Source organism: Shewanella sp. HN-41 (genome assembly GCF_000217915.1).
In the GTDB taxonomy this organism is placed as follows: domain Bacteria; phylum Pseudomonadota; class Gammaproteobacteria; order Enterobacterales; family Shewanellaceae; genus Shewanella.
Genome location: NZ_AFOZ01000034.1, coordinates 57620 through 70987, shown reverse-complemented (window position 1 = coordinate 70987; position 13368 = coordinate 57620). Strand labels below are relative to the sequence as shown.

General features: G+C 45.8%; 14 protein-coding genes. All 14 read left to right on the top strand.

What is annotated here, in order from left to right; genetic code table 11:
* Window positions 1-328, top strand: a 328-nt coding sequence (locus SOHN41_RS13085) for a flagellin (protein WP_037459108.1), incomplete at its 5' end; no start/stop codon positions are given.
* Between the two features lie 161 nt (window positions 329-489).
* Entirely contained in the window at window positions 490-873 is a 384-nt protein-coding gene (locus tag SOHN41_RS13080) for a flagellar protein FlaG (RefSeq protein ID WP_007649734.1), read from the top strand.
* Window positions 874-913: 40 nt separating this feature from the next.
* Complete coding sequence (gene fliD / locus SOHN41_RS13075; protein WP_007649727.1) at window positions 914-2281, top strand: flagellar filament capping protein FliD; 1368 nt, start codon at window positions 914-916, stop codon at window positions 2279-2281.
* A 26-nt stretch (window positions 2282-2307) separates the two neighbouring features.
* On the top strand, window positions 2308-2625 hold the full coding sequence (locus SOHN41_RS13070) for a hypothetical protein (RefSeq protein ID WP_007649726.1): 318 nt from the start codon (window positions 2308-2310) through the stop codon (window positions 2623-2625).
* A gap of 6 nt (window positions 2626-2631) precedes the next feature.
* Window positions 2632-3042 (top strand): flagellar export chaperone FliS, encoded by a 411-nt coding sequence (gene fliS, locus SOHN41_RS13065; protein ID WP_007649724.1) that lies wholly within the window; start codon window positions 2632-2634, stop codon window positions 3040-3042.
* A gap of 286 nt (window positions 3043-3328) precedes the next feature.
* Window positions 3329-4762, top strand: coding sequence for a sigma-54 dependent transcriptional regulator (locus SOHN41_RS13060; protein WP_007649717.1), 1434 nt, complete (start codon window positions 3329-3331; stop codon window positions 4760-4762).
* A 111-nt stretch (window positions 4763-4873) separates the two neighbouring features.
* Window positions 4874-5956: a sensor histidine kinase gene (locus SOHN41_RS13055; RefSeq protein WP_007649713.1), complete on the top strand. Its 1083-nt coding sequence runs from the start codon at window positions 4874-4876 to the stop codon at window positions 5954-5956.
* Complete coding sequence (locus tag SOHN41_RS13050) at window positions 5949-7289, top strand: sigma-54-dependent transcriptional regulator (RefSeq protein ID WP_007649712.1); 1341 nt, start codon at window positions 5949-5951, stop codon at window positions 7287-7289. Before SOHN41_RS13055 ends, SOHN41_RS13050 begins: the two co-directional genes overlap by 8 nt.
* Window positions 7290-7505: 216 nt before the next feature.
* Window positions 7506-7841 carry a flagellar hook-basal body complex protein FliE gene (gene fliE / locus SOHN41_RS13045; protein ID WP_007649711.1) on the top strand — a complete coding sequence of 112 codons (336 nt, stop codon included), beginning with the start codon at window positions 7506-7508 and terminating at the stop codon, window positions 7839-7841.
* A 45-nt stretch (window positions 7842-7886) separates the two neighbouring features.
* Complete coding sequence (fliF, locus tag SOHN41_RS13040) at window positions 7887-9572, top strand: flagellar basal-body MS-ring/collar protein FliF (RefSeq protein WP_037459105.1); 1686 nt, start codon at window positions 7887-7889, stop codon at window positions 9570-9572.
* Window positions 9565-10611 (top strand): flagellar motor switch protein FliG, encoded by a 1047-nt coding sequence (gene fliG / locus SOHN41_RS13035; protein ID WP_007649707.1) that lies wholly within the window; start codon window positions 9565-9567, stop codon window positions 10609-10611. The genes fliF and fliG overlap by 8 nt, the downstream gene beginning before the upstream one ends.
* On the top strand, window positions 10598-11554 hold the full coding sequence (gene fliH, locus SOHN41_RS13030) for a flagellar assembly protein FliH (protein WP_007649705.1): 957 nt from the start codon (window positions 10598-10600) through the stop codon (window positions 11552-11554). The genes fliG and fliH overlap by 14 nt, the downstream gene beginning before the upstream one ends.
* The gene (gene fliI / locus SOHN41_RS13025; protein WP_007649703.1) at window positions 11523-12860 is read left to right on the top strand and encodes a flagellar protein export ATPase FliI; all 1338 of its coding nucleotides are present in this window, start codon (window positions 11523-11525) and stop codon (window positions 12858-12860) included. The genes fliH and fliI overlap by 32 nt, the downstream gene beginning before the upstream one ends.
* Window positions 12861-12871: 11 nt before the next feature.
* Entirely contained in the window at window positions 12872-13321 is a 450-nt protein-coding gene (fliJ, locus tag SOHN41_RS13020) for a flagellar export protein FliJ (protein ID WP_007649701.1), read from the top strand.
* Window positions 13322-13368: the final 47 nt, after the last annotated feature.

Genomic DNA, 13368 nt, shown 5'->3' with positions numbered 1-13368 from the left:
CACTGGAGCGGTTGCGTTAAGTGTGGACGCTTTAAGTGTTGGTAGTGACGGTGTGGCTTCTGCTGCAGTAACACAAATCGATGCTGCTATAGCTAGAATTGATACGCAACGCTCAAAATTAGGTGCGATTCAAAATCGTCTCGCACATAACATTAGCAACAGCGCGAATACTCAGGCTAACGTTGCCGATGCGAAAAGTCGTATCGTAGATGTGGACTTTGCTAAAGAAACATCTGCAATGACCAAGAATCAAGTGCTCCAACAAACGGGTTCCGCTATGTTGGCACAGGCGAATCAGTTGCCACAGGTAGCGTTATCGCTGTTGTAACCTGTCTTAGTTGTAACATTGAAGTACTTGGGGGAGGTTCGGGAACGGATCTCCCTTTGTTCTATAAACGTTCGTCGATAAAGTCTTGTGCTTAATTTTTAACGCAAATTTAAGATTAACGAGATGGCCGATAAAGTGGGTCGTTTGAGGAGATGTAGGCTATGGATATTAATTTAGCGAGTTCAGCCACAGCAGCTGCTAGAGTTGATGTAAGTAGTGTGCCATTGAAGTCATCGTTACGAGGCGTTGAAACTGAAAACAAGCCGTCCATTGACCCCGTTCAAGAGGTTGATAAATCATCAGCTGCAGAGAAAACGGTTTCGCAGGAAAAACTTGAACAAGTTGCAACTGGGTTATCCGATATGATGTCATTGATGCGAAAGGGGTTAGCGTTTAAAGTTGATGATAATTCAGGAGTGAATGTTGTTAGTGTGATTGATATTGACTCTGGAGACGTGATCCGTCAGATCCCAAGTGAAGAAGCGTTAAAGTTGGCTGAGAAATTATCTGAAGTCACAGGTTTTCTGATGAAAACAGATGCATAGTCTAAATGGTTTATTGTAAACAGATATAGTAGAGGTTGATATGGCATTAACTGCGATGGGAATTGGCTCAGGCTTAGATCTTGGCAATATAGTTAAGGTGTTAGTTGAAGCTGAACAAGCTCCTAAGGAAGCCATGTTTAACAAGACTGAGGATACCATTAGTGCAAAATTATCAGCGATGGGCACATTGAAAAGTGCTCTTTCGACTTTTCAAGATGCATTAAAAAAACTTCAGTCAGGCGATGTACTTAATCAACGAAAAGTCACTACTGGAGAAAGCAGTTATTTTAGTGCTGTAGCCACTAAATCTGCTCAATCAGGAAGTTATAATATTCAAGTAGAACAACTTGCTTCTGCACATAAGGTTGGGGGGCAGCATATTGCGGATGCAAATATCCCTGTTGGAGAGGGGAGCTTAGATTTTTCAGTAAATGGAAATGGTTTTACTGTTGCTATTGATCCAGATGATACTATTGCCACTATTGCTCAAAAAGTTAATGATGCCACGGATAATTCAGGTATAACTGCGACAGTTATTACTAGTGATGCTGGTGCGCAGTTGGTGTTTAGTTCAGATAATTCGGGTACTGATAATCAGATTATGGTAACGGCTAACGATACCAGTGGTACTGGCCTTAACGATATGTTTGGAGGTGGAAATTTAACTGAATTAAATCCGGCTACTAATGCAATTATTTATGTAGATAATCAAAAAGTCACCTCTCAATCCAATAAAGTGGAGACTGCGATAAGTGGCGTTAGCTTAACGTTGACAGATGCTGATATCAGCAAGACTTCAATATTAAAAATTGAACAGGATACTGATGCTGTAAAAGAAAATGTGAATGGATTTGTAACTGCATATAACGCCTTAGTAAGCAGTATAGACAAGTTATCTTCTTATGATTCTGAGAGCAAGAAAGCTGCAGCGCTTCAAGGTGACTCAATGATTCGCTCCCTTGAGTCACAGTTACGTAATATGGCGAGTGGACGTGTTGTTACATCAAACGGTAGTGTTGGATTGTATGATGTTGGAATTAAAATTGACAGATATGGAAAAATGTCGGTTGATGATACCAAGTTAGACAGTGTACTAAAAGATGATATGGCGAGCGTAGAGGCTTTGTTTGCAAGTCCAACTACTGGTTTGGCTAACCGCTTCACTGAGTTGACAAAAGAATATGCAAAAGTTGGTGGACTAATTGATACACGTAAAAATGCCTATACCAAAGATCAACAAAGACTTACCGAACAACGAGAAGCTTTCGCCCGAAAAATGAGCTTATTGCAAGCAAGATTAACAAAGCAGTTCAATGCGATGGATCTAGTGGTAGGCCAATTAAACCAGCAGAGTGCTGGACTAGCAGATAGATTGAATTCACTACCAGGTGCTGTGTCACGTAGTTAAAAATTGTTTTTAAGCTGGAGATTATGATGCAACTACAAGAGTTGAATCAACAAATTAGTGATGTACTCTTGAATTTGAAAAAAATTCCTGCTGAAAATGAATTAACAGATATTTTGGTATTAAATTTGCAGGCTTTAGTGAGCGAACGTCAATTTTTGGTGGATAATTTACTGAAGGGAGACGTGACGTTAGATGAAAAATTTCTGCTACAGCAGTTGGAGCTGACTAATCAGTTGTGTTTGCTTGCCCAAGAAATTATGACGGAACGAAAAAATTTACTCGTTCTCACTAGTAAGAATCAACGAAAAATTAATGTTTATCAGACAATTGATGCAAATAGGTAGGTATTTATGCGAGGTTCCTTGCAATCATATCGTAAGGTTTCATTAGAGAGTGAAATTACAGTGGCTTCACCTCATCGTATTATCCAGCTCATGTTTGCTGGCGCATTACAGCGTCTTGCTCAAGCGCGTTATGCCATGGAGCAAAATGAGCTGGTAAACAAAGGAGTGTATATAGGTAAAGCGGTCAGTATTATTATCGGTTTGCAGAATAGCTTGAATATGGATGCTGGTGGACAAATAGCTAAAAATCTGAGTGATCTCTATGATTTCATGCTTCGCAAAATTACAGAAGCCAATCTAAATAATGATGTGAAAGCCATTGATGATGTATGCGATATTTTACGCACGATCAAAGAAGGTTGGGATGCTATCCCTGCAGATAAACATAATTTGTCTTCTCATACTGAAGCGAGTTAATTAGGTTATAGATCAAAAGGAAGAGGGCGCACAGAGTGCGTCTTTTTTTTGGTTAATGTCAATTTATTGACTATTTTGACTAGAATCATAGCATAAATGAACTAAAATCAATTCAGTTTGGCATAATCCGCATCCGAAGCTTGCTTCTCGACTGCTGATAATACAATATTCATCACAGTAGTGATGGTGGCACAGATTGTTACATTGAATTTGTTAAGCTTTTACAGCAACTAATCATAAATAATTAATGCGAATTAATACCTATTAGCGCTTTACGGCCTACTGAATGATGCAAACAGATCAACGAATTTTACTTGTCGGAACCCCATCAGAGCGCTTAAGTCGCCTGTGTTGCATTTTTGAATTTTTGGGTGAGCAAATTGAAACAATTGCCATCGAAAAATTAAGCATTTGCCTCCAAGATACCCGTTATCGTGCTTTGGTTATTTGTACCGAAAACACGCCCATTGATGTGATAAAACCTCTCGCAGGTCAGTATCCATGGCAACCTATATTGTCACTCGGCGATACTGGTGATCTTCAAGTCTCGAACGTGCTAGGACAAATTGAAGAGCCGCTGAGCTACCCTCAGTTGACCGAATTGTTGCACTTTTGCCAAGTTTACGGCCAAGTAAAGCGTCCTCAAGTACCAACAAGTGCCAATCAAACTAAGCTATTTAGAAGCTTAGTTGGTCGCAGTGAAGGTATTGCCAATGTGAGACACTTGATTAATCAGGTGGCGACCTCCGATGCTACAGTCTTGGTCTTAGGGCAATCTGGTACTGGTAAAGAGGTTGTGGCCCGTAATATCCACTATCTTTCTGAGCGCCGTGATGGTCCTTTTATTCCCGTGAACTGCGGTGCTATTCCTCCTGAATTACTCGAAAGTGAATTGTTCGGTCATGAGAAGGGGTCCTTTACTGGAGCAATTAGCTCACGTAAGGGGCGTTTCGAACTCGCCGAAGGCGGCACGCTCTTTCTAGATGAAATAGGTGATATGCCGTTGCAAATGCAAGTAAAATTACTTCGCGTATTGCAGGAGAGGGTCTTTGAACGAGTGGGTGGCACTAAAACGATTAATGCCGATGTTCGAGTGGTTGCTGCAACCCATCGGAATTTGGAAAGCATGATCTCGGGCAATGAGTTCCGGGAAGATCTTTACTACCGACTCAACGTTTTTCCCATCGAAATGCCTGCGTTGAGCGAGCGTAAGGACGATGTGCCTCTATTGTTGCAGGAATTGGTTAGTCGAGTTTACAACGAAGGCCGTGGTAAAGTGCGCTTTACCCAACGGGCAATAGAATCCTTAAAAGAGCATGCCTGGTCGGGGAACGTTAGAGAGTTATCAAACTTAGTTGAACGTCTAACGATTTTATATCCTGGTGGCTTGGTGGACGTAAATGATCTGCCGATTAAATATCGTCATATAGATGTTCCCGAATATTGTGTTGAAATGAGTGAGGAGCAACAGGAGCGTGACGCCTTAGCGTCTATCTTCACCAGTGAGGAGCCCGTTGAAATTCCTGAAACCCGTTTCCCGAGTGAATTGCCTCCCGAGGGGGTCAATCTGAAGGATTTATTGGCTGAACTCGAAATTGATATGATCCGCCAAGCATTAGAGCAACAGGATAATATTGTTGCCCGTGCGGCAGAAATGCTCGGTATACGTCGAACCACCTTAGTGGAGAAAATGCGTAAATACGGGATGACAAAAGATTAGTCACACCAATATTGTTTTATTCAATTGATTTTACTTCAGAAATTGATCTTTTAATTTGGCATAGAACCTGCAATCACTCCGTCATAAGCAATTTTTTGACGGAGTGAGACTATGTCAGCCCACCCACTAGCGCAGATTGAGACATTCAAGCACACTAGCAAGCAATGGAACCAACTGCGTGAGGCCGCAAATATGTCCAACAGAATGGAACATATTTTACAGGCTATGCCTTCTGGCGTGGTTATTTTAAATGGTGATGGTATTGTCATCGACGCTAATCCTGTCGCGGTAGAATTGCTAGAACATTCGCTACGTGGTGCCCGTTGGATCGATGTTATCCATTCAGCATTTGCTCCCCAAGAGGATGATGGGCATGAAGTTTCCCTGCGTAATGGTCGCCGTGTTAAGTTGGCTATTACGCCGCTCACCCCCGAGCCGGGGCAATTAATTGTTTTGACCGATCTCACTGAAACACGCCTGTTACAGAAAAACCTGTCGCACCTCCAACGCTTATCAGCACTGGGGAAAATGGTGGCGACTTTAGCACATCAAGTGCGTACACCGCTTTCTGCCGCCTTGCTGTATGCCTCAAACCTTGCCAGCCCCAAGTTATCTGAATCGGCGAAAGTCAAATTTCAACAGAAATTGGTCGATAGGCTTAATGAGCTTGAACGACAAGTCAATGATATGTTGCTAATGGCAAAAGGGCGTCAAGACGAATTAGGCGAATTGATTGCGCTTGAGGATGTGATAGCCAATGTCATGGCCAATTGCGAGCCCATAGTGGCTAAACACAATGGTGTGCTGTCATTCACCGATGCCTCGTGTGGCTTAATCCTAGCTAATGCGAATGCGCTCAGTTCTGCGATTAATAATCTCGTGATGAATAGCCTAGAGGCGGGGGCAAGCGAAATTCGTATCGTCGCCACTGAGTCAGCCGAACAGCTATTACTTGATGTGATTGATAATGGCAAAGGCTTAGATGCGAGTATGCAGCAAAAAGTATTGGAGCCATTTTTCACGACCAAAGCACAGGGAACGGGTCTGGGTTTAGCCGTGGTGCAATCGGTTGTGCGTAATCACGGTGGTCAAATACAATTAAGTTGCTTACCTAACCGAGGTTGCACTGTTTCGTTAGCTTTCCCTAGGGCTAAATCTGCGACCGTATTGCCTTTGGAGAAGCCCCATGTCTGAAGCAAAATTGCTGTTAGTTGAAGATGATGCCTCACTGCGCGAGGCGCTACTCGATACCTTAATGTTAGCGCAATACGACTGTATTGATGTCGCATCGGGTGAAGAGGCTATTCTCGCTTTAAAGCAACACTCATTCGACTTAGTCATCAGTGATGTGCAGATGCAAGGTATTGGCGGATTAGGTTTGCTTCATTATCTCCAGCAACATCACCCTAAACTACCCGTGTTATTAATGACAGCCTATGCCACCATTGGCAGTGCGGTTAGCGCGATTAAATTGGGTGCGGTTGATTATTTGGCAAAACCCTTTGCACCTGAAGTCCTGTTAAATCAAGTTTCCCGTTATTTACCCTTAAAGCAAAACAATGATCAACCCGTCGTTGCCGATGACAAGAGTCTAGCATTACTTGCACTTGCGCAGCGCGTTGCCGCATCCGATGCATCTGTGATGATCATGGGGCCAAGCGGTTCGGGCAAAGAAGTGTTAGCAAGATATATACATCAACACAGTAGCCGCACGGCGCAAGCTTTCGTTGCCATTAACTGCGCCGCCATTCCTGAAAATATGCTCGAAGCCACGCTCTTTGGTTATGAAAAGGGGGCCTTTACCGGTGCTTATCAGGCATGTCCAGGGAAGTTTGAACAGGCCCAGGGCGGTACTTTATTGCTAGACGAAATATCCGAGATGGACTTAGGTTTACAGGCGAAATTGTTAAGGGTACTACAGGAACGAGAAGTTGAACGTTTAGGCGGCCGTAAAACGATCAAGCTTGATGTGCGGGTATTAGCGACGTCTAACCGCGACTTAAAAGCGGTTGTTGCCGCAGGGGAATTTAGGGAAGATCTCTACTATCGAATTAATGTCTTTCCGCTGACATGGCCTGCTCTGCATCAAAGGCCTGCGGATATTCTTCCGCTTGCTTGTCACTTACTTACCAAGCATGCCAAAGCGCTTAATATTGCAGAGGTGCCAGAATTTGATGAACATGCCCGCCGTCGTCTGTTAAGCCATCGTTGGCCAGGTAATGTGCGCGAGTTAGACAATGTGATCCAAAGAGCTTTGATCCTGCGAGCCGGTGCTGTAATTACGGCCAATGATATTATTATCGATGCTCAGGATGTGCCGTTAATCACAGATGATATGGAGTTTGCCACTGAGCCAGAAGGGCTGGGGGAGGAGCTAAAAGCACAGGAACATGTGATCATTTTAGAAACCTTAACCCAGTGCCAAGGCAGTCGAAAGCTGGTTGCTGAAAAGCTGGGGATCAGTGCGAGAACCCTGAGGTATAAAATGGCTCGAATGCGCGATATGGGTATTCAATTGCCCAGTTAATCTTTTGATTAAAAGAACTTCGGTGCGTTGTTCCCTCTGTATTGAGGCCTTATTCGTTGACTAAGGCCTATTTTATGCGTCAGTTTTTGGCCCAATAGCTATTTCCTTCAATGGTTTTTCCTCGCAAACTGGCCTTGTTTAAACTTGGCCGCTATTTTGCATTATCCCTGCTATAGATATTTTGATCGTCAAGAACTCGACGACTGGGAGCTCAGCATGCAAATAGGCGCCAATTCATTACTGCAGGAAATGCAGTCACTTAAAGGTGAAATTACCCCATCTTTTGGTATTTCCCCAAATATCATGCAGCAAGTGAATAATACAAGTGGTGCCGATTTTGGACAGTTGCTCTCCCAAGCGGTTGGCAATGTCAGTGGTCTACAGTCGACGTCGTCAAACTTAGCCACACGCTTGGAGATGGGGGACACGACTGTTAGCCTATCCGATACTGTTATTGCCCGTGAAAAAGCCAGTGTTGCCTTTGAAGCGACGGTGCAAGTGCGTAATAAACTTGTTGAAGCTTATAAAGAAATAATGAGTATGCCTGTTTAGGCCAGTGAATAACCCAATCAGCAGGTACGAATCGTGAGCACAGAAATGATTGTCGGGTCGAATTCCGGCTTAGTGGACCAAGGTGTCCAGCAAGAACATAAATCAGGCGTGATGGGGAGCTTTGGTGGTGTCGACATGATGCGCCAGATCACTATGATTTTAGCCTTGGCCATTTGTTTAGCGTTAGCCGTTTTTGTCATGATATGGGCTCAAGAGCCTGAGTATCGTCCATTGGGTAAAATGGAAACCCAGGAAATGGTACAAGTGCTCGATGTGCTTGATAAAAACAAGATCAAGTATCAGATCGAAGTCGATGTGATCAAGGTGCCCGAAGACAAATATCAAGAAGTCAAAATGATGTTAAGTCGTGCGGGTATCGATGGCGCAGCCTCAAGCAAAGATTTTTTAACCCAAGACAGCGGTTTTGGCGTCAGTCAAAGAATGGAGCAGGCGCGCCTTAAGCACAGCCAAGAAGAGAATTTAGCCCGCGCAATTGAGCAGTTACAGAGTGTCAGCCGTGCTAAGGTTATCCTCGCCTTGCCTAAGGAAAATGTCTTTGCCCGTAATACCTCTCAACCGAGTGCGACCGTGGTTATCAACACGCGCCGTGGTGGTTTGGGTCAAGGTGAGGTCGATGCGATTGTCGATATCGTCGCCTCTGCCGTGCAAGGCTTGGAACCCTCCCGTGTGACTGTGACCGATTCAAATGGCCGCTTACTCAATTCTGGTAGCCAAGATGGCGTCTCAGCCAGGGCCCGCCGTGAACTCGAACTAGTTCAACAAAAGGAAGCTGAGTACCGTACTAAGATAGAATCGATTCTGGTGCCCATCCTAGGCCCTGAAAATTTTACCTCTCAGGTTGATGTCAGCATGGATTTTACTGCGGTAGAGCAAACGGCAAAACGCTTTAATCCTGACTTGCCGTCACTTCGCAGCGAAATGACGGTTGAAAATAATACCACGGGGGGGGCAAGTGGCGGCATTCCTGGAGCCTTGTCGAATCAGCCTCCTATGGAGTCAAATATTCCACAGGATGCAACGACAGAGGCGGCAGAAAGCGTTACTGCGGGCAATTCCCACCGAGAAGCGACCCGAAACTTTGAGCTCGATACCACTATTAGCCACACCCGTCAGCAAATTGGCGTAGTACGCCGTATCAGTGTGTCGGTTGCGGTCGATTTTAAACCCGGCGCCGCAGGTGAGAATGGCCAAGTGGCACGAGTGGCTCGTACCGAGCAAGAACTGACTAATATTCGTCGTTTATTAGAAGGTGCTGTCGGTTTCAGTACCCAGCGTGGTGATGTATTAGAGGTCGTCACTGTGCCCTTTATGGATCAACTGGTAGAGGATGTACCGGCTCCAGAATTATGGGAGCAACCTTGGTTCTGGCGCGCAGTTAAACTGGGTGTGGGGGCTCTGGTGATCTTAGTGTTGATTTTGGCCGTGGTTCGTCCAATGCTAAAACGCTTAATCTACCCTGATAGCGTGAATATGCCAGAGGACTCAAGATTAGGTAACGAACTGGCGGAGATTGAAGATCAGTACGCCGCCGATACCTTAGGTATGCTCAATACTAAAGATGCTGAATACAGTTATGCCGATGATGGCTCAATTCTTATCCCTAATCTTCATAAAGATGATGATATGATTAAAGCTATCCGTGCGCTTGTGGCGAATGAGCCCGAGCTTTCTACTCAAGTCGTGAAAAACTGGTTACAAGACAATGGCTGAGAATAAAACAAAAGAAGTCGCTGAGGTTCCAAGCTTTAATGTGAAGGACATGAGCGGTATCGAAAAAACGGCAATCTTACTCTTAAGTCTGAGCGAAGCCGATGCCGCCTCTATCCTCAAGCACTTAGAACCAAAGCAAGTGCAGAAGGTGGGTATGGCCATGGCGGCAATGGAAGACTTTGGGCAAGAGAAAGTCATCGGCGTGCATAAGCTGTTTCTCGATGATATTCAAAAGTATTCCTCCATTGGTTTCAATAGCGAAGAGTTCGTTCGTAAGGCATTGACCGCGGCTTTAGGTGAAGACAAAGCCGGTAATTTGATTGAACAGATCATTATGGGCAGTGGTGCTAAGGGCCTAGATTCTCTCAAGTGGATGGATGCGCGCCAAGTCGCCACTATTATTCAAAACGAACATCCGCAGATCCAAACCATTGTTTTATCGTATTTAGAGCCAGACCAGGCCGCGGAAATTTTTGGCCAATTCCCCGAGAATACCCGTTTAGACTTAATGATGCGGATTGCGAATCTTGAAGAAGTGCAACCCGCGGCATTACAAGAACTGAACGATATCATGGAGAAACAGTTCGCCGGTCAAGGTGGTGCACAAGCGGCTAAGATGGGTGGATTAAAAGCGGCCGCCAACATTATGAACTACTTAGATACGGGTATCGAAAGCCAGTTGATGGAGACCATGCGCGAATCCGACGAGGAAATGGCGCAACAAATCCAAGATCTTATGTTCGTGTTCGAAAACCTTATCGATGTGGACGACCGTGGTATTCAGACCTTGTTGCGTGAAGTGCAGCAAGATGTGTTGATGAAGGCACTCAAGGGCACCGACGATCAGTTGAAGGATAAAATTCTTGGCAATATGTCTAAACGTGCCGCTGAGCTATTACGTGATGATCTCGAGGCGATGGGCCCAATCCGTATCAGCGAAGTGGAAATTGCCCAAAAAGAAATTTTGTCGATTGCCCGTCGTTTGAGTGATAGTGGTGAAATCATGTTAGGCGGTGGTGCTGGTGATGAGTTCCTCTAATCCGAGCGACAATAAATTGTCGAATAAGATCGCCAGCGATACTGAAATCGAGTTTAGCCACTGGAACCTACCCGATGTTACCGAGGTTGAGGATGCTAGCGTCTCCAACTTGTTTGGCTACACGGGGCATCAATATGCTAAGCCTGAGACGGTTGAAATGGTTGCGCCGCCGACCATGGCCGAAATTGAAGATATTCGGGCCCAGGCTGAAGCCGAAGGATTTAATGAGGGGAAAACCCAAGGTTTTGCCCAAGGGGTGGAGCAAGGAAGGCTTGAAGGATTAGAGCAGGGCCATAGTGAAGGGTTCACACAGGGCCATGAACAGGGATTAGAAACCGGGATTGCCGAAGCCAAGAACTTAATTAGTCGATTCGAAGACTTATTAAGCCAGTTTGAAAAGCCACTACAACTGCTTGACGGGGATATTGAATTGTCCCTAATGACACTCACCATGGCGCTTGCTAAATCAGTGATAGGCCATGAATTGAAGACCCATCCAGAGCAAATTCTTTCTGCCCTGCGATTAGGTATCGAATCTTTACCGATTAAAGAGCAGAGCGTTAGCATTCGTCTGCATCCGGATGATATTGCCTTAGTCGAACAACTGTATTCCAGCGCCCAACTGGCGCGCAATCAATGGCAACTTGAAGTCGATCCTGCGCTTAATGCGGGTGATTGCATTATCAGTAGTCAACGTTCGCTGGTGGACCTAAGCCTTTCAACTCGAATTGATACCGTGTTTGAATCCCTTCGCAATCAACAGACCCATGTCACTCATCAGCAGCAACAGCGACAAGAAGCACTGGAACTGGAAGATGCCGCTAAGATGCTCCATGGCAGAGAGCCCGATGCCTCTGGTGAAGCACTAAGGGATCCTGAAACCGAGACGCTCCAAGGCCATGGAGAGCAAGATGCAAAATCGTCGACACCAACTGCTGAATAAATTCCATCACTATATAGATAAAGTGCCACCTTTTCGTGCTGTGGCAAGCGGTCAATTGGTTCGCGTGGTGGGCTTGACCTTAGAGGCGAGTGGTTGCCGCGCGCCTGTGGGCAGTCTGTGCTCTATCGAAACCATGGCAGGGGATCTGATTGCCGAAGTCGTTGGATTCGATGATGAATTACTCTATTTAATGCCTATCGAAGAATTACGCGGTGTTTTGCCCGGTGCACGTGTTGTGCCGTTGGGGGAGCAGACTGGACTCAATGTCGGGCTATCGCTATTAGGTCGAGTACTCGATGGTAATGGGGTTCCCCTCGATGGACTCGGGGCGCTGCAAACCGAACAACAGGCATCGAGGCACAGCGTATCGATTAATCCCTTGTCGCGCCGCGCGATTACCGAGCCACTCGACGTGGGTGTGCGAGCCATCAACGCCATGCTTACTGTGGGTAAAGGCCAACGAATGGGGCTGTTTGCGGGCTCCGGTGTGGGTAAGAGTGTGCTCTTAGGCATGATGACCCGAGGCACAACCGCTGACATCATTGTGGTTGGATTGGTCGGCGAGCGGGGCCGTGAAGTCAAAGAATTTATCGAAGAAATCTTGGGTGAAAAGGGCCGAGCCCGCTCCGTCGTAGTGGCTGCGCCCGCAGATACCTCCCCATTAATGCGACTTCGTGCCTGCGAAACCTCGACGCGTATTGCCGAGTACTTCCGTGACCTTGGTTATAATGTATTGTTATTAATGGATAGTTTGACTCGCTATGCACAGGCGCAACGGGAAATTGCCTTAGCGGTAGGCGAGCCTCCTGCCACTAAAGGTTATCCGCCATCGGTGTTTGCGAAATTGCCACGTCTGGTCGAACGGGCGGGGAATGGCGGTCCTGGGCAGGGCTCAATCACGGCATTTTATACCGTATTAACCGAAGGTGACGATCAACAGGATCCGATTGCCGATGCATCGCGGGCGATCCTCGATGGGCATATTGTATTGTCGAGGGCCCTCGCTGATTCGGGACACTATCCGGCGATTGATATTGAGGCCTCCATCAGTCGGGTTGCCCCTATGGTTATCTCCAACGAACATCTTGAGGCTATGCGGCGTGTCAAACAAACCTATTCGCTCTATCAGCAGAACCGGGATTTGATTTCTATCGGGGCCTATGCCCAAGGGAGTGATCCTCGGATCGATAATGCGATACGCCTGCAACCGGCGATGAATGCTTTCCTAAGGCAAACCATGCGCGATGCCTTTAGTTTTGCCGATAGCCAAGCCATGCTGGGGCAACTTGCCGCTCAATGTAAATAATCGAGGCCAAAATGGCGAACGCTGATCCCTTACTACTCGTCTTAAAATTGGCCAAGGATGCCGAAGAGCAAGCCGCATTATTGCTAAAGTCGGCACAATTGGAATGTCAAAAACGTCAGAATCAATTAGCGGCCTTAAACAACTATCGCTTAGATTATATGAAGCAGATGCAGTCCCAGCAGGGACAAGCCATCAGTGCCAGCCATTATCACCAATTTCATCGTTTCATTCGCCAGATTGATGAGGCTATCGCACAGCAGAATCGCGTTGTCGCCGATGGTGAAAAGCAAAAAAACTTTCGTCAGCAGCATTGGTTAGAGAAGCAAAAGAAGCGTAAGGCGGTGGAGTTGCTGCTAGATAATAAAGAGAAAAAGCGTCAAGTGCTTGAGCTGAAGAAAGAACAGAAAATGACCGATGAATTTGCCTCTCAGCAGTTTTATCGTCGAAAACAGCAGCATTAACAATATTGAATTGCTGACTGCGCAGACAAACCCGCGAACTACAATTC

Bases quoted from the DNA above. Each gene is read 5' to 3' on its own strand.
- SOHN41_RS13070 (WP_007649726.1), top strand. From the start codon at position 2,308: ATGCAACTACAAGAGTTGAATCAACAAATTAGTGATGTACTCTTGAAT.
- SOHN41_RS13060 (WP_007649717.1), top strand. From the start codon at position 3,329: ATGATGCAAACAGATCAACGAATTTTACTTGTCGGAACCCCATCAGAG.
- fliE (WP_007649711.1), top strand. From the start codon at position 7,506: ATGCAAATAGGCGCCAATTCATTACTGCAGGAAATGCAGTCACTTAAA.
- fliI (WP_007649703.1), top strand. From the start codon at position 11,523: ATGCAAAATCGTCGACACCAACTGCTGAATAAATTCCATCACTATATA.
- SOHN41_RS13080 (WP_007649734.1), top strand. From the start codon at position 490: ATGGATATTAATTTAGCGAGTTCAGCCACAGCAGCTGCTAGAGTTGAT.
- fliJ (WP_007649701.1), top strand. From the start codon at position 12,872: ATGGCGAACGCTGATCCCTTACTACTCGTCTTAAAATTGGCCAAGGAT.
- fliD (WP_007649727.1), top strand. From the start codon at position 914: ATGGCATTAACTGCGATGGGAATTGGCTCAGGCTTAGATCTTGGCAAT.
- SOHN41_RS13055 (WP_007649713.1), top strand. From the start codon at position 4,874: ATGTCAGCCCACCCACTAGCGCAGATTGAGACATTCAAGCACACTAGC.
- fliF (WP_037459105.1), top strand. From the start codon at position 7,887: ATGATTGTCGGGTCGAATTCCGGCTTAGTGGACCAAGGTGTCCAGCAA.
- SOHN41_RS13050 (WP_007649712.1), top strand. From the start codon at position 5,949: ATGTCTGAAGCAAAATTGCTGTTAGTTGAAGATGATGCCTCACTGCGC.
- fliS (WP_007649724.1), top strand. From the start codon at position 2,632: ATGCGAGGTTCCTTGCAATCATATCGTAAGGTTTCATTAGAGAGTGAA.
- fliG (WP_007649707.1), top strand. From the start codon at position 9,565: ATGGCTGAGAATAAAACAAAAGAAGTCGCTGAGGTTCCAAGCTTTAAT.
- fliH (WP_007649705.1), top strand. From the start codon at position 10,598: ATGAGTTCCTCTAATCCGAGCGACAATAAATTGTCGAATAAGATCGCC.